The sequence below is a fragment of the Streptomyces sp. NPDC001848 genome, assembly GCF_042891915.1.
GTDB lineage: Bacteria > Actinomycetota > Actinomycetes > Streptomycetales > Streptomycetaceae > Streptomyces.
In genome coordinates, this window is record NZ_JBIATP010000002.1 from 153,987 (window position 1) to 180,026 (window position 26,040).

16 protein-coding genes and 1 pseudogene are annotated in these 26,040 nt (G+C 70.5%); 10 read left to right on the forward strand and 7 right to left on the reverse strand.

Annotated elements, in window-relative coordinates; genetic code table 11:
- Positions 1 to 63: 63 nt before the first annotated feature.
- The gene (locus ACFYZJ_RS03800) at positions 64 to 3,063 is read left to right on the forward strand and encodes a bifunctional [glutamine synthetase] adenylyltransferase/[glutamine synthetase]-adenylyl-L-tyrosine phosphorylase (protein ID WP_388562484.1); all 3,000 of its coding nucleotides are present in this window, start codon (positions 64 to 66) and stop codon (positions 3,061 to 3,063) included.
- Between the two features lie 78 nt (positions 3,064 to 3,141).
- On the opposite strand, the gene ACFYZJ_RS03805 is transcribed toward ACFYZJ_RS03800, so the two are convergent.
- Both ACFYZJ_RS03805 and ACFYZJ_RS03810 read right to left on the reverse strand, forming a co-directional pair.
- Positions 3,142 to 4,014: a phosphatase PAP2 family protein gene (locus tag ACFYZJ_RS03805; RefSeq protein WP_388562486.1), complete on the reverse strand. Its 873-nt coding sequence runs from the start codon at positions 4,012 to 4,014 to the stop codon at positions 3,142 to 3,144.
- A gap of 107 nt (positions 4,015 to 4,121) precedes the next feature.
- On the reverse strand, positions 4,122 to 5,156 hold the full coding sequence (locus tag ACFYZJ_RS03810; protein ID WP_388562488.1) for a LacI family DNA-binding transcriptional regulator: 1,035 nt from the start codon (positions 5,154 to 5,156) through the stop codon (positions 4,122 to 4,124).
- A gap of 425 nt (positions 5,157 to 5,581) precedes the next feature.
- Here ACFYZJ_RS03810 and ACFYZJ_RS03815 point away from each other — a divergent pair, with 425 nt between their 5' ends.
- From ACFYZJ_RS03815 to ACFYZJ_RS03830, 4 genes are all read left to right on the forward strand, one after another.
- The gene (locus ACFYZJ_RS03815; protein WP_388562490.1) at positions 5,582 to 6,856 is read left to right on the forward strand and encodes an extracellular solute-binding protein; all 1,275 of its coding nucleotides are present in this window, start codon (positions 5,582 to 5,584) and stop codon (positions 6,854 to 6,856) included.
- 117 nt (positions 6,857 to 6,973) lie between these two features.
- Complete coding sequence (locus ACFYZJ_RS03820) at positions 6,974 to 7,978, forward strand: carbohydrate ABC transporter permease (RefSeq protein WP_388562492.1); 1,005 nt, start codon at positions 6,974 to 6,976, stop codon at positions 7,976 to 7,978.
- A gap of 14 nt (positions 7,979 to 7,992) precedes the next feature.
- Positions 7,993 to 8,904 carry a sugar ABC transporter permease gene (locus tag ACFYZJ_RS03825; protein WP_388562494.1) on the forward strand — a complete coding sequence of 304 codons (912 nt, stop codon included), beginning with the start codon at positions 7,993 to 7,995 and terminating at the stop codon, positions 8,902 to 8,904.
- A 145-nt stretch (positions 8,905 to 9,049) separates the two neighbouring features.
- Positions 9,050 to 10,714: a glycoside hydrolase family 13 protein gene (locus ACFYZJ_RS03830; RefSeq protein ID WP_388562496.1), complete on the forward strand. Its 1,665-nt coding sequence runs from the start codon at positions 9,050 to 9,052 to the stop codon at positions 10,712 to 10,714.
- A 57-nt stretch (positions 10,715 to 10,771) separates the two neighbouring features.
- Here ACFYZJ_RS03830 and ACFYZJ_RS03835 read toward each other — a convergent pair whose 3' ends face one another.
- Positions 10,772 to 11,422, reverse strand: a complete 651-nt coding sequence (locus ACFYZJ_RS03835) for a class I SAM-dependent methyltransferase (protein ID WP_388562498.1) — start codon at positions 11,420 to 11,422, stop codon at positions 10,772 to 10,774.
- A gap of 251 nt (positions 11,423 to 11,673) precedes the next feature.
- Here ACFYZJ_RS03835 and ACFYZJ_RS03840 point away from each other — a divergent pair.
- Positions 11,674 to 12,279, forward strand: a pseudogene (locus tag ACFYZJ_RS03840) (maleylpyruvate isomerase N-terminal domain-containing protein).
- Between the two features lie 23 nt (positions 12,280 to 12,302).
- Here the strand turns inward: ACFYZJ_RS03840 and ACFYZJ_RS03845 are convergent.
- Positions 12,303 to 14,372: a carbohydrate-binding module family 20 domain-containing protein gene (locus ACFYZJ_RS03845; RefSeq protein ID WP_388562500.1), complete on the reverse strand. Its 2,070-nt coding sequence runs from the start codon at positions 14,370 to 14,372 to the stop codon at positions 12,303 to 12,305.
- A 224-nt stretch (positions 14,373 to 14,596) separates the two neighbouring features.
- Here ACFYZJ_RS03845 and pulA point away from each other — a divergent pair, with 224 nt between their 5' ends.
- The 3 genes from pulA (at position 14,597) to ACFYZJ_RS03860 (ending at position 22,113) form a co-directional block, all read left to right on the forward strand.
- Complete coding sequence (gene pulA, locus ACFYZJ_RS03850) at positions 14,597 to 20,038, forward strand: pullulanase-type alpha-1,6-glucosidase (protein ID WP_388562502.1); 5,442 nt, start codon at positions 14,597 to 14,599, stop codon at positions 20,036 to 20,038.
- A 77-nt stretch (positions 20,039 to 20,115) separates the two neighbouring features.
- Complete coding sequence (locus ACFYZJ_RS03855; RefSeq protein WP_388562504.1) at positions 20,116 to 21,723, forward strand: SpoIIE family protein phosphatase; 1,608 nt, start codon at positions 20,116 to 20,118, stop codon at positions 21,721 to 21,723.
- Positions 21,724 to 21,756: 33 nt separating this feature from the next.
- Positions 21,757 to 22,113 carry a 5-carboxymethyl-2-hydroxymuconate Delta-isomerase gene (locus ACFYZJ_RS03860; RefSeq protein WP_388562506.1) on the forward strand — a complete coding sequence of 119 codons (357 nt, stop codon included), beginning with the start codon at positions 21,757 to 21,759 and terminating at the stop codon, positions 22,111 to 22,113.
- Between the two features lie 8 nt (positions 22,114 to 22,121).
- Here the strand turns inward: ACFYZJ_RS03860 and ACFYZJ_RS03865 are convergent, their stop codons facing one another.
- The 3 genes from ACFYZJ_RS03865 to ACFYZJ_RS03875 form a co-directional block, all read right to left on the reverse strand.
- On the reverse strand, positions 22,122 to 22,838 hold the full coding sequence (locus ACFYZJ_RS03865) for a TetR/AcrR family transcriptional regulator (RefSeq protein WP_388562508.1): 717 nt from the start codon (positions 22,836 to 22,838) through the stop codon (positions 22,122 to 22,124).
- A gap of 115 nt (positions 22,839 to 22,953) precedes the next feature.
- On the reverse strand, positions 22,954 to 24,867 hold the full coding sequence (locus ACFYZJ_RS03870) for a hypothetical protein (protein WP_388562509.1): 1,914 nt from the start codon (positions 24,865 to 24,867) through the stop codon (positions 22,954 to 22,956).
- 80 nt (positions 24,868 to 24,947) lie between these two features.
- The gene (locus ACFYZJ_RS03875; RefSeq protein ID WP_388562511.1) at positions 24,948 to 25,451 is read right to left on the reverse strand and encodes a tetratricopeptide repeat protein; all 504 of its coding nucleotides are present in this window, start codon (positions 25,449 to 25,451) and stop codon (positions 24,948 to 24,950) included.
- Between the two features lie 144 nt (positions 25,452 to 25,595).
- Between ACFYZJ_RS03875 and ACFYZJ_RS03880 the strand changes: the two genes are divergently transcribed.
- A complete protein-coding gene (locus tag ACFYZJ_RS03880; protein WP_388562513.1) occupies positions 25,596 to 26,021 on the forward strand; it encodes a hypothetical protein in 426 nt (141 codons plus the stop codon).
- Positions 26,022 to 26,040 lie beyond the last annotated feature (19 nt).

The window sequence follows — 26,040 nt, forward strand, 5'->3', positions numbered from 1 at the left end:
TCCCCGTCTCCGGTTACGCTCAAAGCCGCAGGAGCTTGATCTCGATGCTCGGGAGGCCGAGGGATGACCGTGCCCCAGGGGCGCAGAAGCAGCACCTTCACGCGGCTGCTGCGACACGGTTTCACCGACCCCTCCGCAGCCGAGCGGCTACTGGAGAGCGTCGAGCTGGCGCCGATACGGTCGGACCCCGTCCTGCTCGACGCCCTGGGCGCCACCGCCGACCCCGATCTGGCGCTGGGCGGCCTGGTCCGGCTGCTGGAGGCGCAGCCCACCCCCACCGCCCGCCGTGAGCTCCTCGACACGCTGATCTCCGCCAAGCCGCTGCGCGACCGGCTGCTCGGTGTCCTCGGCGCCTCCGCCGCGCTCGCCGACCACCTCGCCCGCCACCCCGGCGAATGGCACGCCCTGGTGAACTACGAGCCGCACGACCTGCACCCCGGCGTCGAGGAGTTCGAGCGGCAGCTCGCCGAGGCCGGCGACCCCGTCTCGCTGCGCGTCGCCTACCGCCGCTGCCTGCTGTCGATCGCCGCGCGCGACGTGTGCGGTACCACCGACGTCGCCCAGGCCGCCGCCGAACTCGCCGACCTCGCCACCGCCACCCTGCGCGCCGCCCTCGGCATCGCCCGCGCCGCCGCCCCCGACGACGCCGCGCTGTGCCGGCTCGCGGTGATCGGCATGGGCAAGTGCGGCGGCCACGAGCTGAACTACGTCTCCGACGTCGACGTCATCTTCGTCGGCGAGGCCGTGAGCGGCGCCGACGAGCGCAAGGCCCTCCAGGCCGCGACCCGGCTCGCCTCGCACATGATGCGGATCTGCTCCGAGACGACCGTCGAGGGCAGCATCTGGCCCGTCGACGCCAATCTGCGCCCCGAGGGCAGAAACGGTCCGCTGGTGCGTACCCTGGCCAGCCACCTCGCCTACTACCAGCGCTGGGCCAAGACGTGGGAGTTCCAGGCCCTGCTCAAGGCGCGCCCGGTGGCCGGCGACCTCGACCTCGGCGAGGAGTACATCGCCACTCTGGCACCGCTCGTGTGGCAGGCGGCCGAGCGGGAGAACTTCGTCGCCGACGTGCAGAAGATGCGCCGCCGGGTCGTCGAGAACATCCCCGCGGGCGAGGTCGAGCGCGAGCTGAAGCTCGGTCCCGGCGGCCTCAGGGACGTCGAATTCGCCGTCCAGCTGCTGCAGTTGGTGCACGGGCGGTCCGACTCCTCGCTGCGCAGCGGCACCACCCTGGACGCGCTCAAGGCGCTCGCCGCCGGCGGCTACGTCGGCCGCGCGGATGCCGCCCAGCTCGACGACGCCTACCGCTTCCTGCGCTCCATGGAGCACCGCATCCAGCTCTACCGGCTGCGCCGCACCCACCTCGTCCCCGAGGACGAGGCCGACCAGCGGCGCCTGGGCCGCTCCCTGGGACTGCGCACCGACCCCGTCGGCGAGCTGAACCGCGAGTGGAAGCGGCACACCAGCGTCGTACGCCGCCTGCACGAGAAGCTCTTCTACCGCCCGCTGCTCGACGCCGTCGCCCAACTCGCCCCCGGCGAGGCCAGGCTGAGCCCCGACGCGGCCCGGGAGCGGCTCGTCGCGCTCGGCTACGCGGACCCGGCCGCCGCCCTGCGCCACCTGGAGGCGCTGGCATCCGGCGTCACCCGGAAGGCCGCCATCCAGCGCACCCTGCTGCCCGTGCTGCTCGGCTGGTTCGCCGACTCCGCCGACCCGGACGCGGGCCTGCTCAACTTCCGCAAGGTGTCCGACGCGCTCGGCAAGACGCCCTGGTACCTGCGGCTGCTGCGGGACGAGGGCGCCGCCGCCGAGAACCTCGCCCGTGTGCTGTCCGCCGGTCGGCTCGCCCCCGACCTGCTGATGCGCGCCCCCGAGGCGGTGGCCCTGCTCGGCGACGGGGACGGCGGCGGACTCGAACCCCGCTCCCGCGCCCACCTCGAACAGGAGATCCTCGCCGCCGTCGGCCGCGCCGAGAACGCCGAACAGGCGGTCACGGTGGCGCGCGGGGTGCGGCGCCGCGAGCTGTTCCGCACCGCCGCCACGGACATCGTCGGCTCCTACGGCACCGAGGAGACCCCGGCCCGGCCGGACCAGGGTGCCCTGGTGGACCTGGTCGGCGGCGCGGTCTCGGACCTGACGGCGGCGACGCTCGCGGGCACCCTGCGGGCTGTCGTGCGGGACGGCTGGGGCGACACCCTGCCCACCCGGTTCGCGGTCATCGGCATGGGCCGCTTCGGCGGGCACGAGCTGGGCTACGGCTCCGACGCGGACGTGATCTTCGTGCATGAGCCGCAGGAGGGCGTGGACGAACGGGAGGCCGCCGAGGCCGCGAACAAGGTGGTCTCGGAGATGCGGCGGCTGCTGCAGATCCCCAGCACCGACCCGCCGCTCCTGATCGACGCCGACCTCAGGCCCGAGGGCAAGTCGGGACCGCTGGTGCGCACCCTCACGTCGTACGAGGCCTACTACCGGCGCTGGTCGCTGATGTGGGAGGCGCACGCGCTGCTGCGGGCCGAGCGCGTCGCCGGGGACGAGGACCTGGGACGCCGTTTCATCGAGCTGATCGACCCGCTGCGCTATCCCGCGCAGGGGCTCGGCGACGACGCCGTACGCGAGATCCGGCGCCTGAAGGCCCGTATGGAGTCCGAACGGCTGCCGCGGGGCGCCGACAAGACCCTGCACACCAAGCTGGGCCGCGGCGGGCTGTCGGACGTGGAGTGGACGGTCCAGCTGCTGCAGCTCCAGCACGGCCGGTCGGTACCGGGCCTGCGCACCACCCGCACCCGCGCCGCCCTCGCCGCCGCGTGCGCCGCCGATCTGATCTCCGAGGAGGACGCAGCGATCCTGGACGAGGCGTGGGTCCTGGCCACCAGGGTGCGCAACGCGGTGATGCTGGTCCGGGGCCGCGCCGGCGACACGTTCCCCTCCGAGACCCGCGAGCTGGCCGCCGTGGGCCGCTACCTCGGGTACGGCCCGGGCCATGTCGGGGACATGCTGGACGACTACCGGCGTACCACGCGCAGGGCACGGGGCGTGGTGGAGAGGCTGTTCTACGGGGCGTGACGCGTCGGCGGCGGTCAGCCCGCCCGGACCGCGGTGGGCCACGCCCGACCGCGGTGGGCCACGCCCGACCGCGGTGGGTCAGGCCCGCACCGGCACCAGCGCCGGCTCGCCCGCCGTCGCCACCCGTCGCGGCAGTGCGTACGGCAGCGCGCCGTACCAGACGCGCACCACCGCGAAGCCGAACGCCAGGCACAGCGTGCCGCCCACCGCGTCCAGCCAGAAGTGGTTGGCCGTGGCGACGATCACCACCAGCGTCGTCGCCGGGTACAGCAGGCCCAGGACCCGCGCCCATGGCACCGTCGACAGCGCGAAGATCGTCAGACCGCACCACAGTGACCAGCCGATGTGCATCGACGGCATCGCCGCGTACTGGTTCGACATGTCCTTCAGGTCGCCCGACGCCATCGAGCCCCACGTGTGGTGCACCACCACCGTGTCGACGAAGTGCCCGCCGTTCATCAGGCGCGGCGGCGCCAGCGGGAAGAAGTAGTAGCCGAGCAGCGCCACGCCGGTCGTGGCGAACAGGGCGAGCCGGGTGGCCGCGTACCGGCCCGGATGGCTGCGGTACAGCCACACCAGCACGCCCAGTGTCACTACGAAGTGCAGTGTGGCGTAATAGTAGTTCATCCCGATGATCAGCCATGTCACCGAGTTCACGGCGTGGTTGACCGAGTCCTCGACGGCGATCCCCAGGTGGTTCTCCAGCCGCCACACCCAGTCGGCGCTGCTCAGCGCCGCGGCCTTCTGCTCCGGCACCGCGTTGCGGATCAGCGAGTAGGTCCAGTAACTCAGCGCGATGAGCAGGATTTCGAACCAGAAGCGGGGGCGGCGGGGGGTGCGGATCCGGCGCAGCAGGACCAGGGTCGCGCGGTCCTCGGCCGTGTCCGTGACGGGCCGGGGAGCTGCCTGCTCCTGGCCTCCCACCACCGCTGTCACGGTCCTGTCACCCATAGGTACAGAGTTTGCCAGAAAAGCGTTCCCCGCCGATCATCCCCTGGAAGGGTCCCGGCCACCCGTTCTCCAACCGGCGTACTGGTACGAAGCGCCGGAACTACTGCCTAGGGACGACTCCGGTCCCCAGGAGCCGAAGCAGTGGACCCGCGCACCACCAGCTCCGGCATGAACACGAACTCACTGTGGGGGGCGGGTGTCCCACCGATCTCCTCGAGCAGGGTGCGCACCGCCGCCTGCCCCATCGCGGGGACCGGCTTGCGGATCGTCGTCAGCGGCGGGTCCGTGAAGGCGATGAGCGGCGAGTCGTCGAAACCCACCACCGAGATGTCCGTGGGCACTTCCAGCCCCCGCTGCCGCGCCGCCCGTATCGCCCCGAGCGCCATCATGTCGCTCGCGCACACCACCGCCGTGCAGTCCCGGTCGATCAGCGCGGACGCCGCCGCCTGACCGCCCTCCAGGGTGTAGAGGGAGTGCTGGATCAGCCGGGACTCGATGTCCTCGACACTCAGCCCGAGCTGCTCCTGCATGGTCCGCACGAAGCCCTCGATCTTGCGCTGCACCGGCACGAACCGCTTGGGTCCGAGGGCGAGTCCGATCCTGGCGTGCCCGAGGGACACCAGGTGCGTCACCGCGAGCGCCATCGCCGCGCGGTCGTCGGGGGAGATGAACGGCGCCTGCACCTTCGGCGAGAACCCGTCCACCAGCACGTACGGCACGCCCTGGGCGCGCAGCCGTTCGTAGCGCTGCATGTCGGCGGTGGTGTCCGCGTGCAGCCCTGAGACGTAGATGATCCCGGCGACCCCGCGGTCCACGAGCATCTCCGTCAGCTCGTCCTCGGTGGAGCCGCCCGGCGTCTGCGTCGCCAACACCGGGGTGTAGCCCTGCCGGGTCAGGGCCTGGCCGATGACCTGGGCGAGGGCCGGGAATATGGGGTTCTCCAGCTCGGGGGTGATCAGACCCACCAGCCCCTCGCTGCGCTGCCGCAGCCGGACCGGGCGCTCGTAGCCGAGCACGTCGAGGGCGGCCAGCACGGACTGGCGGGTGGTCGCCGCGACGCCCGGCTTTCCGTTCAGGACACGGCTGACAGTCGCCTCGCTGACCCCCGCCTGCGCCGCGATGTCGGCAAGCCGTGTGGTCACGACACCGGACTGTACCGGTCGAACCTCCGTTTGTGCATTAAACGGACGCCGGGCCCGCGCGGTGGAACGGCCCGTTGCGGGTTGCTGCGTCATCGCGCTCCCTCATGTCGTGTTCGGCCTCCGGTCCGCAACGGGATCATTCCCGCGCCGGTGTGGTGTGGCAAGGCCTTGCAGAGTCTTGCACAAGTGGCCGCAGTCCCGCCCAGCAGCCGAGAATCCAGGTTTACGGCCCCTCACGACGAGGTCACGGCGGCGTAACCATCATGCGTTCTTGCACTTTTTTGCTGCAAGGTCTTTCGCAAGGCTTGCATCGCTGTTACGTTCACCGTCGCCCGGCGGCCGCAACGAAGCAGTCGGCAGTCGGCAGGGGCGGCAGACGGGACCGCCACCTGTAGCACTCGGGCTTACACCCTCAAGGAGAACTCATGCGGCGTGGCATAGCGGCCACCGCGCTGGTGGCGTCCCTCGCCCTCGCGGCGACGGCCTGCGGCGGAAGTGACAACGGCAGCGGCAAGTCCGGCGGCCCGGTCACCATCACCTGGTGGGACACCTCCAACGCCACCAATGAGGCGCCGACGTACAAGGCCCTGATCGCGGACTTCGAGAAGGCCAACCCGACCATCAAGGTCAACTACGTCAACGTCCCCTTCGACCAGGCGCAGAACAAGTTCGACACCGCCGCAGGCTCCAAGGGCGCCCCCGACGTGCTGCGCTCCGAGGTCGGCTGGACCCCCGCCTTCGCCAAGAAGGGCTACTTCCTGCCGCTGGACGGCACCGCGGCCCTCGCCGACCAGAGCAAGTTCCAGCCCAATCTGATCAAGCAGGCCCAGTACGACGGCAAGACCTACGGCGTGCCGCTGGTCACCGACACCCTCGCCCTCGTCTACAACAAGGCCCTGTTCAAGAAGGCCGGCATCACCGAAGCCCCGAAGACCTGGGACGAGCTGAAGTCCGACGCCGCCAAGGTCAAGGACAAGACCGGCGCCGACGGCTACTGGGGCTCCACCCAGGCCTACTACGCGCAGACCTTCCTCTACGGCGAGGGCACCGACACCGTCGACGCCGCCGCCAAGAAGATCACCGTGAACTCGGCCGCCGCGAAGAAGGCGTACGGCACCTGGCTGAGCCTGTTCTCCGGCAAGGGCCTGCACAAGGCCGACACCACCGCCGACGCCTACGCCCACATCCAGGACGCGTTCGTCAACGGCAGGGTCGCCGCGATCATCCAGGGCCCCTGGGAGATCACGAACTTCTACAAGGGCAGCGCCTTCAGCGACAAGTCCAACCTCGGCATCGCCACCGTCCCGGCCGGCTCCACCGGCAGGGCGGGCGCCCCGACCGGCGGCCACAACCTCTCCGTCTACGCCGGCTCCGACAAGGCGCACCAGGAAGCCGCCCTGAAGTTCGTCAACTTCATGACCTCGGCGAAGTCCCAGGAGACCATCGCCCTGAAGAACTCCACGCTGCCCACGCGTGACGACGCCTACACCGCCCAGGTCAAGGCCGACCCCGGCATCGCCGGCTACCAGTCGGTTCTGTCCGCCGCCCAGCCGCGCCCGGCGCTGCCCGAGTACAGCTCCCTGTGGGGTCCGCTCGACACCGAGCTGCCCAAGGTCGCCGGCGGCACCGAGTCGCTGGACAAGGGACTGAGCAACGCGGAACTCGCGATCGCGAAGCTGGTCCCCGACTTCAGCAAGTGAGCCCGAGTGGCCGTCGGATCCTCCGGACAAGGACCTGGGGGGAAGGATCCGGCGGCCACCGGCCTGTGCCCAGGCCCGCCCCTTGATCTCCTCTGATCTCCCCGAAGGTGTCGCACCATGACAGTCGCCATCGACCGCGCGACCGGCCAGCGCCGCGGTGACCGCGCGCCCCGGCCCGGCCTGGGCCGGCGCATCAAACACGCCTACCAGAAGCACTGGTACGCCTACGCGATGATCGCCCCGGTCACCGTCGTGCTCGGCGCGCTCGTGATCTATCCGCTGGTGTACGGCTTCTACCTCACGCTGACGGACGCCAACAGCCTCAACAGCGCCCGCACGATCGGCGTCAACCACATCGACGCCACCTACAAGTTCATCGGGCTCGACAACTACAAGGACGTCCTGTTCGGTCCGCTGTCCTACGACCGCTTCTGGTCGCACTTCATCTGGACGATCGTGTGGACGGTCGTCTGCGTCACCCTGCACTACACCATCGGTCTGGGCCTCGCCCTGCTGCTCAACCAGAAGTTCCGCGGGCGCACCCTCTACCGGCTGATCCTCGTGCTGCCCTGGGCCGTGCCCACCTTCGTCACCGTCTTCGGCTGGCGCTTCATGCTCGCCGACAGCGGCATCCTCAACGCCGCCCTGCACGCCCTCCACCTGCCCCAGCCACAGTGGCTGGAGGACACCTTCTGGCAGCGGTTCGCCGCGATCATGGTCAACACCTGGTGCGGTGTGCCGTTCATGATGCTGTCGCTGCTCGGCGGGCTGCAGGCCATCGACACCTCGCTCTACGAGGCCGCCGAGATGGACGGCGCGAATGCCTGGCAGCGGTTCCGGTACGTCACCGTGCCGGGCCTGAGGTCCGTCAGCTCCACCGTGGTCCTGCTCGGCGTCATCTGGACCTTCAACCAGTTCGCCATCATCTTCCTGCTGTTCGGCAACACCGCCCCGGACGCCCAGATCCTCGTCACCTGGGCGTACTACCTGGGCTTCGGTCAGCAGCCGCGTGACTTCGCGCAGTCCGCCACCTACGGCATCCTGCTGCTGGCCATCCTGATCGTCTTCACCTCGTTCTACCGCCGCTGGCTGAACCGCAACGAGCAGCAGCTCGCGATCTGAGGCAGGAGTCCGAAATGAGTACGACCACAATTGAGACCTCCGCCGCGGTGACCGAGCAGTCCGTCGCGGGCGCGTCGCGGCGCAGGGCGCGCCGGCGCGGCGAGCGCGGCCCCGCCGCGACCCTCGCCTCGCACGCCCTGCTGATCGTCGCGAGCTTCATCGCCTTCTTCCCGGTCGGCTGGCTGATCTACCTGTCCCTCGGGCCGGACAAGGACGACTATCTGCACCCCGGGCACATCTGGCACACGATGACGCTGGACAACTACGCGTTCGTCCTGAAGCACACCAGCTTCTTCGACTGGCTGAAGAGCACGCTCATCGTCGTGGGCGGCACCACGGTCATCGGCGTGCTGATCGCCGCCACCACCGGATACGCGGTCTCCCGCATGCGCTTCCCCGGTTACAGGAAGTTCATGTGGCTGCTGCTGCTCACCCAGATGTTCCCGATCGCCGTCCTGATCGTGCCGATGTACCAGATCATGTCGGACCTGGGACTCATCGACACCTACCTCGGCCTGGTCCTGATCAACAGCACGACGATCGTTCCGTACTGCGCCTGGCTGCTGAAGGGGTACTTCGACACGATCCCCTTCGAGATCGACGAGGCGGGCCGGGTCGACGGACTCACCCCGTTCGGCACCTTCGTCAGGCTGATCCTGCCGCTCGCCAAGCCCGGTCTCGCGGTCGCCGCCTTCTACGCCTTCCTCACCGCGTTCGGCGAGGTCGCCTTCGCCTCGACGTTCATGCTGAGCGACAGCAACTACACCTTCGCCGTCGGCCTGCAGAGCTTCGTCAGCGAGCACGATGCCCAGCGCAACCTGATGGCCGCCACCGCCGTGCTGATCGCGATACCCGTTTCCGCGTTCTTCTACCTGGTACAGAAGAACCTGGTGACCGGCCTCACCGCGGGCGGCACGAAAGGCTGATCGCCCGGTGTCCCAAGGCTCCCGCGCGCCTGTCCGCGCGGGTGGCGGCCGCGGTGCGCCCATCCGACCCCGCTGTCACCGCGGCCGCCTCGTCACCGCCCGCCGTACCCACGCCCATGACCCGAACCTCGTTATCAAGGACGCCATGAGCCAGCACTCCGCCGACCCGGCCCCGAACACCGCCCTCGCCACTGTCGCCTCCCACCGCGACTGGTGGCGGGACGCGGTGATCTACCAGGTCTATCCGCGCAGCTTCGCCGACAGCAACGGCGACGGCATGGGCGACCTGGAGGGCGTACGTTCCCGACTTCCGTATCTGCGCGACCTCGGCGTGGACGCCGTGTGGCTCAGCCCCTTCTACGCCTCGCCGCAGGCCGACGCCGGCTACGACGTCGCGGACTACCGTGCCGTCGACCCCATGTTCGGCAGCCTGCTGGACGCCGACGCCCTGATCCGCGACGCCCACGAGCTGGGCCTGCGCATCATCGTCGACCTGGTCCCCAACCACTCCTCGGACCAGCACGAGTGGTTCAAGCGGGCGGTCGCCGAAGGCCCCGGATCGCCGCTGCGGGACCGCTACCACTTCCGCCCCGGCAAGGGGGAGAACGGCGAACTCCCGCCCAACGACTGGGAGTCCATCTTCGGCGGCCCGGCCTGGACCAGGGTCCCGGACGGCGAGTGGTACCTGCACCTGTTCGCCCCCGAACAGCCCGACTTCAACTGGAACCATCCGGCCGTCGGGGACGAGTTCCGCTCGATCCTCCGCTTCTGGCTGGACATGGGCGTCGACGGCTTCCGTATCGACGTGGCCCACGGCCTGGTGAAGGCCGACGGCCTGCCCGACCTGGGCGCCCGCGACCAGCTCAAGCTGCTGGGCAACGATGTCATGCCGTTCTTCGACCAGGACGGTGTGCACGAGATCTACCGCGAGTGGCGCAGGATCCTCGACGAGTACTCAGGCGACCGGATCTTCGTCGCCGAGGCCTGGACCCCGACGATCGAGCGCACCGCGAACTACGTCCGCCCGGACGAACTGCACCAGGCCTTCAACTTCCAGTACCTGAGCACCCACTGGGACGCGGCCGAACTGCGCGCCGTCATCGACCGCACCCTCGACGCCATGCGCCCGGTCGGCGCCCCCGCCACCTGGGTCCTGTCCAACCACGACGTGACCCGGCACGCCACCCGCTTCGCCCACGACACGGCCCTCGGCACCCAGATCCGCGACGCCGGCGACCGCGAACTGGGCCTCAAGCGGGCGAGGGCGGCGACCCTGCTGATGCTGGCGCTGCCGGGATCGGCGTACGTCTACCAGGGTGAGGAACTGGGTCTCCCGGACGTCGTGGACCTCCCCGACGAGGTCCGCCAGGACCCCGCCTACTTCCGGGGCGCCGGCCAGGACGGCTTCCGCGACGGCTGCCGGGTCCCGATCCCGTGGACGCGTACGGGTGCGTCGTACGGCTTCGGCAGCGGTGGCAGCTGGCTGCCGCAGCCGGAGAACTGGGGTGAGTTGAGCGTGGAGGCCCAGCAGGGCGCCCCCGGCTCCACCCTGGAGCTGTACCGGACCGCCCTCGCGGCCCGCCGCGCCCACCCGGACCTGGGCGCGGGGGAAGCGGTGGAGTGGCTGAAGGCCCCCGAGGGCGTCCTCGCCTTCCGCCGAGGCGACTTCGTCTGCGTGGCGAACACGACGGGCGAGGCGGTGACGATCCCGGCGTACGGGCGCGTCCTGGTGGCCAGCGCGGAGGTGACGGTCGCGGAAGCGGAGGCGAAGCTGCCGTCGGACACGACGGTGTGGTGGACCACGGCCTGACGGCCCGCCATGCACGTCGCCGGGCCCGCCGTCGCCGGGACGGCGGGCCCGGCCGCCCTACGGTCTGCGGGCCAGGAAGCTTGCGAAGGGCCTCTTCATCCCCTCCGCGGGCTCCTGCACCAGTCGCGCGGTGACGATGAACCCCGCCTTCTCCAGCAGTTCCGCGATCCGGTCCGGCGGCAGCAGATGGGACTCGTAGGACACGGGGTGACCGCCGTAGGCCTGTGTCGGACGCAAGTGCTCGTCATTTCCGACATAGCCGACGAGCAGCAGATGTCCGCCGGGCGCCAGGGTGCGGTGGAACTCGGCGTACACGACCGGCAGGAGTTCCGGCGGCGTGTGGTGAGTGGAGTAATAGGCGAGGACGCCCCCGAGTTCGCCGTCGCCCATCTCCAGCGCGGTCATCGAACCGACCGTGAACCGCAGGTCCGGATAGGTCTGCCGAGCCAGTTCCACCATCTTCGGTGACACGTCGACACCGAAGGCCGGCACCCCCAGTCCGGACAGGTGCGCCGTCACCTTGCCGGGCCCACAGCCCAGGTCCGCGACCGGACCCAGCTCAGCGTCCCGCACGACTTCGGCGAACGCGGCCAGTATGGCGCGCGACAAGGGGTCGAGGTCGGCGGGGTTCTTGACGCGTGCGACGTAGTCGGCCGCGACGGTGTCGTACGACTCCCGGACGGCCGCGAGGTAGGAGGGCTCGGTCATGGGCTCGATGATGCCTCAGCCAGCCGTGAACCAGCAGATGTCGGCGGAACGAAGTAGAGAGGAGCCATACGTGCCTAGCGCACCAGGTAGTCGAGTTCTTCATCGTATCCGGCGGGCTTCGGCATGGCGGCCTCCTCGGTGCAGGGCATGGTATCTCGCGGGGGTGGAGCACGAGCAGTTCGCCGACGGGGACGCGGCTCGCCGGTTCAACCCGCTTCTCCGCCGTTCCGGGCCGGCCGTACCGTGTCGCAGTGGATCTCTTCGTGTGGTCTTGGGCGGCGCTGCGCACGGCGGTGGCGGACATTCCGGACGAGGAGTTCGAGCGGCCGTCCGGTTGCGCGGGCCGGCTCGTGGGGGACCTGGTGTATCACCTGGTCATCGGCGCTCAGGACGTCCTGGTCACCCTGGTGACGCCTGCGGAAAGCGAACCGACGGTGGACGCGGTCACCTATGGGAAGCTCGCCGAACTCCCGACCGGAGAGCAGCCGCCCGAGGCGCTGATCCCTCGGCTGGCCGCCGCATAGGGCGAGCCGCGGTGGCTCAAGTTCCACTTCGACGACGTCGGCTCCGCCGCGGGCCGGGCCGCCGAACTCGCTGATCCGGCCGCCCGTGTCAGCACACGCGACGAGGTGCTGACCGTCGGCGATCACCTTTCCGCTTACGTCCTTGAATGGAGCTTGCACCACCTCGATCTGATCGCGCACCTGCCGTCGGCCACCGAGCCGCCCGCCAAGACGCCGGCGGCGGCACGCGCACTGCTGGAGAACATCGGCGGAACCCCGTTTCCGGCGTCGTTTTCCGATGTGGACGCGCTGCTGGTCGGCACCGCCGCGCAGCTCCCGCTCGTCCTCGGCTGAGCGGGAGCTGCGCGGCGGACGGGTCACTTCCAGGTGTCGCTGGTGGTGTAGCCCGACGACGTGCCCGTGGTGTACGAGCGGTTCGCGCCGGACTCCCAGGTCACGTTTCCCGAGCCGTCCTTCTTCAGGTACTTGTAATCGAATGCCGTGCTCTTGGGGACGATCGCCAGCTTGCTCCACGTCGGGTACGACGCCGACGACAGCGGGATCGCGTCGGCCGTGTTCCAGGAACCGAGGGACGGGATGGAGCCCACGACGTAGACGTTGGTGCCCCAGTCGGTCGTCGCGTACTCGTTGAAGGTGATGTCGGTCGCGTTCGCGTCCGCCAGGTTCCAGGAGTTGTCGAGCGCAACCGCCGATGTGGTCGTGGCGGCCGAGCGGTTGGCGTTCGACTCCCAGGTCACGTTCCCGGAAGAGTCCTTCTTGAGGTACTTGAACTGGAACGACGTGTTGGTCGGCACGCTCACCTCACCCGACCACACCGGGTACCCGGATGACGACAACTTGATCGCCTTCGACGTGTCCCAGGAGCCCAGCGCCGCGATCGAGCCGACGACGTAGACGTTCGTGCCGCTCGTCGTGGACGCGTACTCGTTGAACGTCGCGCTCACCGTCGGGGTCGAGCCGCCGCCCGTATCGGTGCAGCCGACCGTGCACGTGTAACTCGCGTTGTAGAACGCGACCGCGCTCTTCGCCCCGATGGTGATGCTCGCGTTGCCGCCGGACACAGTGATCTTCGTGGCCCCGCCGTCGGTCACGTTCGCGTAGGTGCCGTCCGCCATGCCCGTTGCGAAGGCGTACGTGGCGCTGCTCGAGCCGTTGTTGAGCGCGAAGAAGCCCTTGCCGCTGCGGCCGAAGCCGATCACGTTCGAGGACATCGTCTGCCAGTTGGACATGGCCGCCGTGTCCGTCGCGTTGTGCCAGGCCACCATGCCGACCACTGCCGTGTCGCGGTCCAGGCAGTACCACGCGCCGTTCGAGCAGTCGGTGTCGGTCACGAAACCGGAGGAGTTCGGCGGGGCCTGGTCGCTCTGCGTCCACTCCCAGCCGGCGTACACCGTCGGCGTCGCCCCCTTGTAGGCGAGCTGGAAGAGGTTGGCGAGCTTGTAGGTGTCGCCGTCCTTGTAGCTGAGGTGCAGGCCGTTGCGCTCGGTGTCGTGGTTCGTGACGAACGACACCGAGTGCGCCGCCGGGAGGATCCCGGAGGAGGAAAGGGAGGCCAGGTCGGAGACGTTGCCCAGGAACGCCGACTTCAGCTTGCTCGCGTACGTGAAGTCCAGGACGTCACCGGAGGCGTAGTAGTCGCTCGGCTGCGGGGTCGTGCCCGGGTAGACCTCCTGGAAGACGTAGGGGGACGAGCCCGACGTCGTGTTCGTCAGCTTCGACTCGATCGCCGCGATGTCGGCCTCGGGGATGTGCTTGGCCGCGTCGATGCGGAAGCCGTCCACGCCCAGCGCGAGCTGCTTGTTGAGGTAGTTCGCCAGGCCCGCGCGCACCGTGTCCGAGCCGGTCCTCAGGTCGGGCAGGCCGAGGAGCTCGCAGTTCTGGACCTGGGTGAGGTTCGAGTAGTCCTGGATGGTCAGGTCCGAGGTGGGGCAGTCGGACGAGTCGTGGTAGTCGGATCGGCTCCAGTCGGGGGTGCTGTACTTGCTGGTGATCGTGGTGCCGTCGTAGCCGGTGCCGGTCTGGGCGGCCGTGTGGTTGATCACCGCGTCCGTGTAGACCTTCACGCCCGCCTTGTGACAGGTCGTGATCATGTTCGCGAACTGTGTCTGCGTGCCGAAGCGGCTGTTCAGGCTGTACGAGTAGGGCTGGTAGACGTCCCACCAGTAGTAGCTGGACTGCTTGAGGGACTCCTCGGGGGGCGCGACCTGCACCGCCCCGTACCCGGCCGGGCCGAGCACGTTGGTGCACTCGGACGCGATCGAGTTCCAGTTCCACTCCCACAGGTTGGCGATCACATCGTCCTTGGCGGTGGCGTCCGCTCGCGCGGGCGCGGCGGCCAGCGCCGTCGCACCCGCGAGCGCCAGGGCGCCGGCGGCCACGGCGCTCGCGCTACGGAGGAAGACACCTGGGGATCGGTGTCTGTTCATCTGCGGCTCCGAAAAGTGGGGGTTCTTCTTTCAATCAGGTGGGAGCGTGGGCTAGTTGAGAAGGGCACGTCAAGGTTGACGATGAAAGTTCTTGCTATGACTTTCAACCCTCTTGCTGTAAACCTTTCGTCGGCGATACGGTCACGCGGGCGCCCGGCGACGAAGCCGTCCCGCGGCGCAGGGGTCGGACCCACCTGAGCCGTATTCGCAAGGAGTTCACGCCCGTGATACCGAGATGGCCGGCGCCCGGGACGCGCCGCACCCCGTACCGGAGAAGGTTCGCGGCCGGCGTCGTCGCCGGGCTCGCCGCCGCTCTCCTCCCGCCCCTCGCCGCGCTCCCCCAAGCTTTCGGCTACGCTCGAGCAGGGGGGACCCCCATCGCCGCCCCGCCCGCGCCCCCCTCCGACGCACGGCTGGCCGCGCAGCCCGCCCGGCACGGTGACACCCGCGAGCAGTTCTACTTCGTCATGCCGGACCGTTTCGCCAACGGGGACCCCGCCAACGACCGCGGTGGGCTCACCGGTTCACGTCTGGCCACCGGCTACGACCCCACCGACAAGGGCTTCTACCAGGGCGGCGACCTCAAGGGCCTGACCGACCGGCTCGACTACATCAAGGGGCTCGGCACCACCGCCATCTGGATGGCCCCGATCTTCAAGAACCAGCCCGTTCAGGGCACCGGTGCGAACGCCTCGGCCGGCTACCACGGCTACTGGATCACCGACTTCACCCAGGTCGACCCGCACTTCGGCACCAACAAGGACCTGAGGACCCTCATCTCCAAGGCGCACGCCAAGGGCATGAAGGTCTTCTTCGACGTCATCACCAACCACACCGCCGACGTCGTGAACTACAAGGAGAAGGCGTCCGACTACCTCTCCAAGGGCGCCTTCCCCTATCTGACCAAGGACGGCAGGCCCTTCGACGACGCCGACTACGCCGCCGGCGGCAAGGGGTTCCCGGCCGTCGACACCGGCTCCTTCCCGTACACCCCGCGGGTCACGAGCAACACCAAGGTCCCGGCCTGGCTCAACGACCCGACGATGTACCACAACCGGGGCGACTCGACGTTCGCCGGTGAGTCCGCCACCTACGGCGACTTCGCCGGCCTGGACGACCTGTGGACCGAGCGTCCCGAGGTCGTCAAGGGCATGGAGAGGATCTACGAGCGCTGGGTCCGGGACTTCGGCGTCGACGGCTTCCGGATCGACACCGTGAAGCACGTGAACATGGAGTTCTGGACGCAGTGGGCGACCGCGCTCGACCGGTACGCCGCCGCGCAGGGGCGCAGGAACTTCTTCATGTTCGGCGAGGTCTACTCCGCCGACACCTCCGTCACCTCGCCGTACGTCACCCAGGGCCGCCTGGACGCCACGCTCGACTTCCCCTTCCAGGACGCGGCCCGCACCTACGCCTCCCAGGGTGGCAGCGCGCAGAAGCTCGCGAGCGTCTTCGCGGACGACTACAGGTACACGACCGACAAGGCCAACGCCTATGAGCAGGTCACCTTCCTCGGCAACCACGACATGGGCCGCATCGGGTACTTCCTGAAGCAGGACAACCCGAAGGCGTCCGACGCCGAGCTGCTGAAGAAGGACGGGTTCGCCAACGAGGTCATGTTCCTCAGCCGCGGCAACCCGGTCGTCTACTACGGCGACGAGCAGGGGTTCACCGGCTCCGGCGGCGACAAGGACGCCCGTCAGACGATGTTCGCCTCCAAGGTCCCGGACTACCTGGCCGACGACGAGATCGGCACCGACCGCACGCACGCCAGCGACTCGTACGACACAAGTGCGCCGCTCTACAAGGAGATCGCCGCTCTCTCCAAGCTGCGCAGGAACAACCCCGCGCTCACCGACGGCGTCCAGACCCAGCGCTACGCGGCCGACGGCCCCGGCATCTACGCCTTCTCCCGCACGGGCACGGACGGCACCGAGTACGTCGTCGCCTTCAACAACGCGGACGACAGCAGGACGGCCGGCTTCGCCACCGGCTCGGCGGGCATGACCTTCCACGGCATCTACGGCACCGACGCCTCCCTCACCAGCGACGCCGACAAGAACGTCACCATCACCGTCCCGGCTCGGTCGGCGGTCGTCTTCAAGGCCGCCCGGCCGCTCGGCGCCCCCGCGACCGAGCCGGCCCTCACCCTCAAGGCCCCGGACGCGGGCGCCACCGGCACGGTGGACGTCTCCGCCGACGTCACCGGCGGGCAGCTCAACCGCGTCGTCTTCGCGGCCCAGGTCGGCGACGGCCCCTGGAAGGTCCTGGGCTCCGCCGACCACGCCCCGTACAAGGTCACCCAGACCATCGGCAAGGATGTCCCGGCCGGGACCGCCCTGCGCTACAAGGCGGTCGTCGTCGACTCGGCGGGCCGTACCGCGAGCGCCATGGCCGGCAGCACCACCGGCACCCCGCCCGCCCCGCAGATCCCCACCGCCTCCTCCCGCGACTACGTGATCGTCCACTACAAGCGCCCCGACGGCGACTACGCCAACTGGGGCCTGTACGCCTGGGGTGACATCGCCGACGGCGAGGCGACGACCTGGCCGAACAGCCATCCCTTCGTCGGCCGTGACGCGTACGGCGCCTTCGCCTACGTCAAGCTCAAGCCCGGCGCCTCCGGTGTCGGCTTCCTCGTCATCGACAAGGACGGGAACAAGGACGTCTCCGCCGACCGCACCATCGACGTCACCAAGACCGGCGAGGTGTGGGTCGAGCAGGGCAAGGAGGCCGTACAGACCCAGCGGCCCGCCTACCCGGCGCAGGACACCACCAAGGCCGTCCTCCACTACCACCGCGCCGACGGGAACTACGACGGCTGGGGCCTCCACGTCTGGACGGGCGCGGCAACCCCCACCGACTGGTCCAGCCCGCTGAAGCCGGCCCGGACCGACGCGTACGGCGCGGTCTTCGAGGTGCCGCTCGCCGCCGGTGCCACCAGCCTCAGCTACATCCTCCACAAGGGCGACGAGAAGGACCTGCCCGCCGACCAGTCGCTCGACCTGAAGGCGAACGGCTACGAGGTGTGGCTGGTCGGCGGCCAGGAGAAATACCTGCTGCCGCAGCCCGCGGGCAGCGCGGCGGCCCTCGACCTGACCACCTCCAAGGCGGTCTGGATCGACCGGAACACGGTCGTCTGGAACGGCGCCGACGGTGCCGTCTCCACCCAGCTCGTCTACTCCCACGACGGCTCGATCACCGTCAAGGACGGCACGCTGACGAGCGACGACGAGCGCTGGCTGCGCCTTGAGAAGACCACGCTCACCGACGCCCAGAAGGCGAAGTTCCCCCATCTGAGGAACTACACGGCCTGGTCCGTCGACCCGCGCGACCGCGATCGGGTGCGTGAGGCGCTCGGCGGCCAGATCGTGGCCTCCCAGCGGGCCGCGAACGGAGCCGTGCCGGCGGCTACGGGCGTCCAGATCGCCGGCGTACTCGACGACGTCTACGGTGCCGCGACGAAGGCGGAGCTGGGACCGGTGTTCCACCACGGCCGGCCCACACTCGGCGTCTGGGCGCCGACCGCGCAGAGTGTCGCGCTGGAGCTGGACGGCCGGACGGTCGCCATGAAGCGGAACGACACCACCGGCGTCTGGTCCGTCACCGGCCCGGCGTCCTGGAAGAACAAGCCTTACCGGTACGTGGTGAGGGTGTGGGCGCCCAGCGTCCGGAAGGTCGTCACCAACAAGGTCACCGACCCGTACTCCCTGGCCCTCACCGCCGACTCCAAGCGCAGCCTGGTCGTCGACCTGAATGACAGGTCCCTGGCCCCGAGCGGCTGGTCGGCCCTGAAGAAGCCGAAGGCCGTGCCGCTCCGGGACGCGCAGATCCAGGAGCTGCACATCCGCGACTTCTCCGTTGCGGACCACACCGTCCCGGCCAAGGACCGGGGCACCTACCTGGCCTTCACCGACAGCGGCAGCGACGGCGTGAAGCACCTGCGGGCGCTGGCCGAGGCCGGCACCTCCTACGTCCACCTGCTGCCCGCCTTCGACTTCGCGACCGTCCCCGAGCGGAAGTCCGAGCAGGCCGCCCCCAACTGCGACCTGGCCTCCTACGCCCCTGACTCCGACCGTCAGCAGGCGTGCGTCGCCGCGACCGCCGCGAAGGACGCCTACAACTGGGGCTACGACCCGTACCACTTCACGGTCCCGGAGGGCTCGTACGCCACCGACCCGGACGGCACCGCCCGTACCGTCCAGTTCCGCAAGATGGTCGAGGCGCTCAACCACGACGGCCTCAGGGTCGTCATGGACGTCGTCTACAACCACACCTCGGCCGCCGGTGAGGCCGACACCTCCGTGCTCGACCAGATCGTGCCCGGCTACTACCAACGGCTCCTCGCCGACGGTTCCGTGGCCAACTCCACCTGCTGCGCCAACACCGCGCCCGAGAACGCGATGATGGGCAAGCTGGTCGTGGACTCCATCGTCACCTGGGCCAAGGAGTACAAGGTCGACGGCTTCCGCTTCGACCTCATGGGCCACCACCCCAAGGCCAACATCCTCGCCGTCCGCAAGGCCCTCGACGCACTCACGCCCGCCAAGGACGGCGTCGACGGCAAGAAGATCATCCTCTACGGGGAGGGCTGGAACTTCGGCGAGGTCGCGAACGACGCCCGCTTCGTGCAGGCCACCCAGCAGAACATGGCCGGCACGGGCATCGCCACCTTCTCCGACCGCGCCCGTGACGCCGTACGCGGTGGCAGCCCCTTCGACGCCGACCCCGGCGTCCAGGGCTTCGCGTCCGGGCTGTACACCGACCCCAACTCCTCGCCGGCGAACGGCACCACGGCAGAGCAGAGGGCGCGGCTCCTGCACGACCAGGACCTCATCAAGGTCGGCCTGACCGGCAACCTCGCCAAGTACCGCTTCACCGACTCCGGCGGCAAGGAGGTCACCGGCGCCGAGATCGACTACGGCGGCTCACCCGCCGGGTACGCGGACGCGCCCGGCGACGCCGTCGCCTACGCCGACGCGCACGACAACGAGTCCCTGTTCGACGCCCTCGCCTACAAGCTGCCGAAGGGCACCTCCGCCGCCGACCGGGCCCGGATGCAGGTGCTCGCCATGGCCACGGCCACCCTCTCGCAGGGCCCGTCCCTCTCCCAGGCCGGCTCCGACCTGCTGCGCTCCAAGTCCCTGGACCGCAACTCCTACGACAGCGGCGACTGGTTCAACGCCGTCCACTGGGACTGCCGGGACGGCAACGGGTTCGGGCGCGGACTGCCGATGGCCGCCGACAACCAGTCCAAGTGGCCCTACGCGCGGCCCCTGCTCGCCTCCGTGAAGGTGGGGTGCGAGCAGATCGAGGGCGCCTCGGCCGCCTACCGCGACCTGCTGCGGATCCGGACCACCGAGCCCGTCTTCTCCCTCGCCACCGCCGACCAGGTGCAGTCGCACCTCTCCTTCCCGCTCTCCGGGAAGGACGAGACACCCGGCGTGATCACGATGGAGCTGGGCGACCTGGTCGTCGTCCTCAACGCCACGCCGACGACGCAGGAGCAGACGGTCGCCGCCCTGGCCGGACAGCACTACGCGCTGCACCCGGTGCAGGCCGCGGGCGCGGACCCTACCGTCAAGACGGCCTCCTACGCGGAGAAATCCGGCACGTTCGCCGTTCCGGGTCGTACCGTCGCGGTCTTCACCCGGGGTACGCACTAGGGCACTAGCGTGGTGGGGCGGACCGGAACCTCCCGGTCCGCCCCATCCTCTTTCCCGAGTGCCGAGGAGCGGCTCTCATGGACGGCAACGGCGAACAGACGGGCTCCACCGTGCTGGTGGTCGACGACGCCCCGGCCAGTCGGCACGCGCTGGGCGCCGTGCTGCGCCGGGCCGGACACCATGTCGTGCCCGTCGCCAGCGGCGGGGAGGCGCTGACCGTACTCCACGCACGGGTACGCGACGGGACCCTGCCCGACGTCGCCCTCGTCGAGGTGGGCCTGCCCGACATGAGCGGCTTCGAACTGTGCCGCAGGCTCAAGTCGTCACCGCCCACCGCCGCCCTGCCGGTCGTGCACTTCTCGGCCGCCACGGCCGGACCCGGTGTCCGCTGCCGGGGGCTGGACTCCGGCGGCGAGGCCTATCTGTCGGTGCCGGCCGCACCCGAGGAGATCCAGGCCGTCGTACGGGCCGCCGTGCGCGGGGCGCGGATGCGCACCGGCGCCGAGGCGCTGGCGCGGCGGCTGACGCTCCTGTCGGAGACGATCGTCTCGGTGCAGGCGGCGGGGTGCATGACGGGACTCGTCAGGGCCGCCGCCGAGGGCACCGCCCGGCTCACGGGATTCCCCTCGATCGTCTTTGTGCTCGGCGAGGACGGTGAGCTGTTCCGGGGCCTGTCCGGCTCCCGGGCGCCCGCCGCTGTTCCGGACGCCGAGGCGCACGACACCGTGGCCCGGCTGATCCGTGGGCTGGCCGCCGGACACACCGGGGCGCGCGGCACGGTGGTGCCGTATCCGCTGTGGCCGGCCGGGCTGCTCGGGCCCGGTCATGTCGGGGACGCCCGCGTGGTGGTGGCGCGAACCCGGGAGGGAAAGCCGGCCGTGTGCCTCGCCGTGCCCGCGCGCGGCCCCGAGGCCGACCCGCTGGTCACCCGGCTCGCCCAGGCCACCGCGCTCGCTGCGGATGCCCTGCTCATGTACCAGGTGGAACGCCATGTGGCGCTCACCCTGCAGCACAGCTTCATGCCCCAGCAGGCGCCCCCGACACGGGGCGTGGAGACGGTCGTCCGCTATGTGCCCGCCTCCCGGCAGACCGAGATCGGGGGCGACTTCTACGCCGCGCTGACCACCGCGGACGGTGTGCTCACCGCGGTGGGCGACGTCGCCGGGCACTCGCTGGACGCGGCCACCGTCATGGTGGAGATCCGGCACGCGCTGCGCGCCTACTGCCTGGAGGACCCGGACCCGACGAGCCTGGCCCGGCGGCTGGACCGGCTGCTCCAGCACTACCATCCGGACGTCACCGCGACCGTCTGCCTGGTCCTGGTCGACCCCGACAGCGGGCGCGCGCGCATCGCCAACGCCGGGCACATTCCGCCACTGATCGTGCACGACGACCGCACCGCCGTCTACGCCGTCGCCAAGGGGCCGTTGCTCGGTCTGGGCCTCGACCGGCCGCCGCCCACCGAGACGGTGCTGCGGCCCACCGACCGGCTGTTGATGGTCACCGACGGGCTCATCGAGGACCGCGGCACCGACCTGACCCTGTCGATGGAACACCTGCGCCGGGCCGCCGCCGACGCCCCGCCCGGCGTCGCGTCCCTGTGCGACACGCTGCTCGGCTGCTTCGGCCGGGACCGGCAGGACGACATCGCGCTGCTGGCGCTGCGGCTGACCGGCAGCGTCTAAGGTGAGGGCGTCCGCCGTAGAACAGGAGTGCCCATGCCGCAGATCACCGTCGACTACTCCGCACCGCTCGAGGACGCCTTCGACCGGCGTGCGTTCGCGCTGGCACTCCACGACCGTACGGTCGACATCGCGGCCGCGCGGATCGAGGCGTGCAAGACGCAGTTCCGCCGTACCGAGGACACCACGGTCGGCGCCGACAGCGAGGGGCACGCCATCGTCCACGTCACCCTCGGGCTGCTCGCCGGGCGCACCGAGGAGACCAAGGCGAGGCTCGCCGAGGCGACGCTGGAACTGCTGCGGCAGCACATCAAGCCCGCCGAAGGCCTGGCGCTGCACGCGTCCGCCGAGGTGCGGGACCTGGACGCCTCGTACCGGAAGTTCGACAGCTGAGGGGTTCCTCAGGACGCCAGGCTGACCAGCCGGGCGACCAGGTCGCCGAACGGCCCGTCGGCCGGCTCGTCGCCGAGCATACGGCGCAGCAGCGCGCCCATCTCGTCGTCGTAGGCGGCGCTCACCGCCGTCAGCGCCGCCAAGTCCCGCACGAGCTGGGCCTCCAACTCGCGGCGCGGGATCCTGCGGCCGTCGAGCCAGATCAGTGCCGTGGACTCGACGAGCGAGATCCAGGAGCGGATCACCAGTTCGAGGCGGGCCGGCGGGTTCTGCACCTTGAGGTGCGCGAGGATCTGGACATAGGCGGCCTGCCGCACCGCGTCGACGAGCGCGTTCGTACGGGAGACCGCGTCCCTTGAGCGGACTCCGTCGGCCGGGACGGCCGGGCCGCCGCGCATCAGCGCGGAGAAACCGGGGCCGTGGTCGTCCACGAAGTCGAAGAACCGGCGCATCACCCGCAGCAGCCGGGCGCCCAGCGGACCCTCCTGCGGTTCCACGAACCGGGCCGCGAGATCCTCCGAGGCGCGCTTCAACGCGGCCTCGTACAGGCTCATTTTGCCGGGAAAGTAGTGGTAGACCAGCGGCCGCGAGATACCCGCGGCCGACGCTATCTCGTCGATGGAGACCTCGTCGGGGGAGCGCTGGCTGAACAGTTCGAGCGCGACGCCGATCAACTGCTGCCGCCGCTCCTCAACTCCCAGTCTGCGGCGTACCCCGGTTGTCATGCGAACACCTTACCGATCGAATCCAGCCGCACAGAGCCCCGAACGGCAGCGGTTGTTCACATCTCAATCACAGGTCTCTCACCGATCGGGCATCGCGCAGGGATCCGGTGCCGTGTCACCGCAACCCGCTGATCGTCCTTCCGTCCTTCAGCGTCCCCTTCAACCGCGCCTCGGCGCCCTGCTTCGCACGCACGGTGAGCAGCGTTCCGTCCGCCGATCCGTTCACCCCGCCCGTCGCCCGGATCGACTTGGTGTCCTCGGCGCCTGCGGCCAGCAGATACCAGTCGCCCTTCGCCGACTTCCACAGCACGCCCGCCAGCACATGGGGATCCTTGGCACCGCACGCCGGCACGTCCTCGGCCTGCGCCGCGACCGCCCCGTAGACCCCGCCCGGCGTGTGGAACTGCGCCTGCACCTGAGCCCCGTCACCCCGCCACGTGTCCGCCCGCGTGCACACCCAGCCCGCGTCCCCGGAGGCGTCCGGCAGCGCCTGCCGTGCGAACTCCCAGGCGTTCACGGACTTCACCCCCTGCGATCGCACCACCGCCAGCGAGCAGGCGAAGGGCGCCCACGCGCGCAGCGCCGTCGCCCCGGACGCCTCCTGAGGCGCGCCCGGCCGTCCCACGGTCAGGTGCGCCGGCACCAGCTCCCCGAGGTCGGTCAGCAGGCGCGTGCCCGAGGCGTCGGTCAGCTGCAGCACGTTCCACGACGGGCACGCTCCGGACTGCTGCGCCGGACTCGCCAGCGGCGCGGTCACCCCGTCGGTCAGGCCGAGGTTCGGCGTCGCCGCCGTCGGCTTGCGCAGGTCCCGCTCGACGGCACTGGTCACCCAAGGGGCCGTCAGATAGCGGACGTTGGTGTCGGCACGGTCGAGCACCACCGCGTCCGCCTCGGCTCCGCTCGCCCCGTCGACCCGGGCGAAGTCGAGCGCGGCCCCGGCGGAGCCGTCCTTCGGCTCGGCGTAGCGCACGATGCGCAGACCGTCGTAGAAGACCACCACGCGCGCGGCGTCGACCCGCCCCGCGTACAGCAGTCGCGGTGGTCCGGGCGGGCCACCCGAGGGAGTGCCCGGGGTCGCCGAGACCCGGACCGAGTCACCGGGCCGCGCCCAGGCGGCGAGCGCCCGCCGCAGCAGTGCCCGGTCGCCGGTGAGGGCGCCGCGCGCGGGCCATACGGAGAAGTCGGTGCGCGCCGAGGTCTTCCAGGCGGCGGGCGGCACCGTCGTCACCCGGGCCGGGTCCAGGGCGGCCTGCGCGGCCGGGTTCCGCGCGCCCGAGGGGGCGGTCGTGTCGTCCGGGCCGAAGCCGCCGGGCAGCGCCAGCAGCGCCCCGCACACCGCGACGGCCGCCACCGCGGCGAGCGCCGCCTTCCCGTGCCGGCGACGCCGCATCAGGTCGGTGGGCCGGGCCTGAAGGGAACACGGGTCGAACTCCGGGGAGTCCAGCAGCGCGTCCTGCGCGGGCACCTTCGCGGCCTGCCGGACCGCGGCCGCCGGGTCCGTGACGCCCGCCGCGGCGAGCACCTTGCGCACCTCGTCCTCGGGGAGCTTCTCCAGCCCGCGCAGGACGTAGGCGGCGCGGGCCGGACCGGAGAGCGCCGACAGCCGCTGGTCCAGGGCGAGTTCCTCGGCGCCCCCCGAGCGCGGGAAGAGCCTGAGCCCCCACACCTGCGGCAGCAGTGGCGGCAGCTGGGAGCGCTTCGGCCAGGCGGCGCGCTTCAGCGGCAGTCCGGCCTCCAGTGCCGTACGCAGTACCCGGAGGCGGACGAAGGAGTACCCGGGATCGCCGTCGCGGCCGGTCGCCTGGGCCGGGATCACCGACGCCGAGGCACGCCCGTGGGGCAGTGCCCGCTGGGCGAGGGCGTGCGCGGTCAGCACCCGCCGGGTGCGGCCGAGGCCCGGCGGCAGCACCAGATAGGCGAGCCGGACGAGCCGGGGGTAGTGCTCGACGAGCGCGGCCTCGGCCTGCTCGACGTCGACGACCGGTCCGGAGGGCGGAGTTGGGCGCGGGGCGACATCCTGTGGCTGCACGTCCGGCAAAACGAGCAAGCTGGAGGTTGGTCACCCCGGTGCCGTCGAGCGGGAGAGGGGCGACCGGTACCCGGGTGGGCTCAGCCCTCGGGTTCGACCAGCAGCCGCGCGTAGTTCGCCATCGACCGCTGGTAGCGCGGCAGATGAGGGGCGAGCGCGCCGAGGACCAGTGCCAGGCCCGCACGGTCGCGGCCGAGGCTCGACAGGCACAGGGCGAGAGTGGCGCGTACCGCGTCGTCCAACTCGTCCGAAGGCGCGTCGAGTTCCGGGGTCAGCAGTTCGACGCCCTGCTCCGGCTTCCCCACGTTCCTGAGCGAACTGGCCAGCTGGATCTTCGCCCGGCGGCCGCGGTAACCGTCGAGGCCGCGCTCCAGCGCCTCCCGGTACAGCGGCACCGCCCGGTCCGAGTGCCCCGTCGAGTCCCAGGCGCACGCCTGCTCGAACGGCCCGAGCGGGCTGTCGCCGGGCAGTTCGGCGACGAGGGCGTCGATCACCGCCCGGAAGTCCGCAGCGCCCTCCTCGGCGTAGTCGTCGAAGCGCGCCCAGGCGGCCGCCAGGCGCTCCTCCCAGTCCGGTGTGCTCATTGGTTCCCCTCGTTTCTGATACCCGCGGCACACTGTCGCACAGATGTGCAGCGATTGAGCGCTGGGCCCGTCGCAGCCGTACGGAAGAGCAGGGCCCTCGCGAGGGTCTTCAGCGGCATGGGCCGGAAGGGACCGGAGGAACACATGAGGTGGACGCGCGAGAAGCTGGCGGCCGGTGCCGTCGTCGCCCTGCTGGTGCTGACCGGCTGCGGCGGTTCGGGCGGGACGTCCGGGGCCGCCCAGGACAAGGTTCCGGCGCCCGCGACCGGCAGCCTCGAGGACCTGGCGGCGGACGTGAACTGCAAGCCGAACATCCAGACGGACGCCGACGAGATCCGTCAGGCCATCTGCACCAACTCCGACGGCAAGTTCGTGCTCGCCACCTTCGCCACCGACCGCGGTCAGCGTGAGTGGATCAACGATGCCAAGGACTACGGCGGTTACTACCTGGTGGGCCGCAAGTGGGTCGCCGTCGGCGACGACGGGGTGGTCAAGGCGCTGCGCGGCAAGCTCGGCGGCGATGTGGAGGTGGGCGCCGACCACCACGCCCACGCCGGCCACAGCGGCTGAGCAGCCGGGAGCGCCGCCC

Coding starts and splice junctions, on each gene's coding strand:
- ACFYZJ_RS03800 (WP_388562484.1), top strand. CDS start 64: ATGACCGTGCCCCAGGGGCGCAGAAGCAGCACCTTCACGCGGCTGCTG.
- ACFYZJ_RS03805 (WP_388562486.1), bottom strand. CDS start 4,014: ATGGGTGACAGGACCGTGACAGCGGTGGTGGGAGGCCAGGAGCAGGCA.
- ACFYZJ_RS03815 (WP_388562490.1), top strand. CDS start 5,582: ATGCGGCGTGGCATAGCGGCCACCGCGCTGGTGGCGTCCCTCGCCCTC.
- ACFYZJ_RS03820 (WP_388562492.1), top strand. CDS start 6,974: ATGACAGTCGCCATCGACCGCGCGACCGGCCAGCGCCGCGGTGACCGC.
- ACFYZJ_RS03825 (WP_388562494.1), top strand. CDS start 7,993: ATGAGTACGACCACAATTGAGACCTCCGCCGCGGTGACCGAGCAGTCC.
- ACFYZJ_RS03830 (WP_388562496.1), top strand. CDS start 9,050: ATGAGCCAGCACTCCGCCGACCCGGCCCCGAACACCGCCCTCGCCACT.
- ACFYZJ_RS03835 (WP_388562498.1), bottom strand. CDS start 11,422: ATGACCGAGCCCTCCTACCTCGCGGCCGTCCGGGAGTCGTACGACACC.
- ACFYZJ_RS03845 (WP_388562500.1), bottom strand. CDS start 14,372: ATGAACAGACACCGATCCCCAGGTGTCTTCCTCCGTAGCGCGAGCGCC.
- ACFYZJ_RS03855 (WP_388562504.1), top strand. CDS start 20,116: ATGGACGGCAACGGCGAACAGACGGGCTCCACCGTGCTGGTGGTCGAC.
- ACFYZJ_RS03860 (WP_388562506.1), top strand. CDS start 21,757: ATGCCGCAGATCACCGTCGACTACTCCGCACCGCTCGAGGACGCCTTC.
- ACFYZJ_RS03865 (WP_388562508.1), bottom strand. CDS start 22,838: ATGACAACCGGGGTACGCCGCAGACTGGGAGTTGAGGAGCGGCGGCAG.
- ACFYZJ_RS03875 (WP_388562511.1), bottom strand. CDS start 25,451: ATGAGCACACCGGACTGGGAGGAGCGCCTGGCGGCCGCCTGGGCGCGC.
- ACFYZJ_RS03880 (WP_388562513.1), top strand. CDS start 25,596: ATGAGGTGGACGCGCGAGAAGCTGGCGGCCGGTGCCGTCGTCGCCCTG.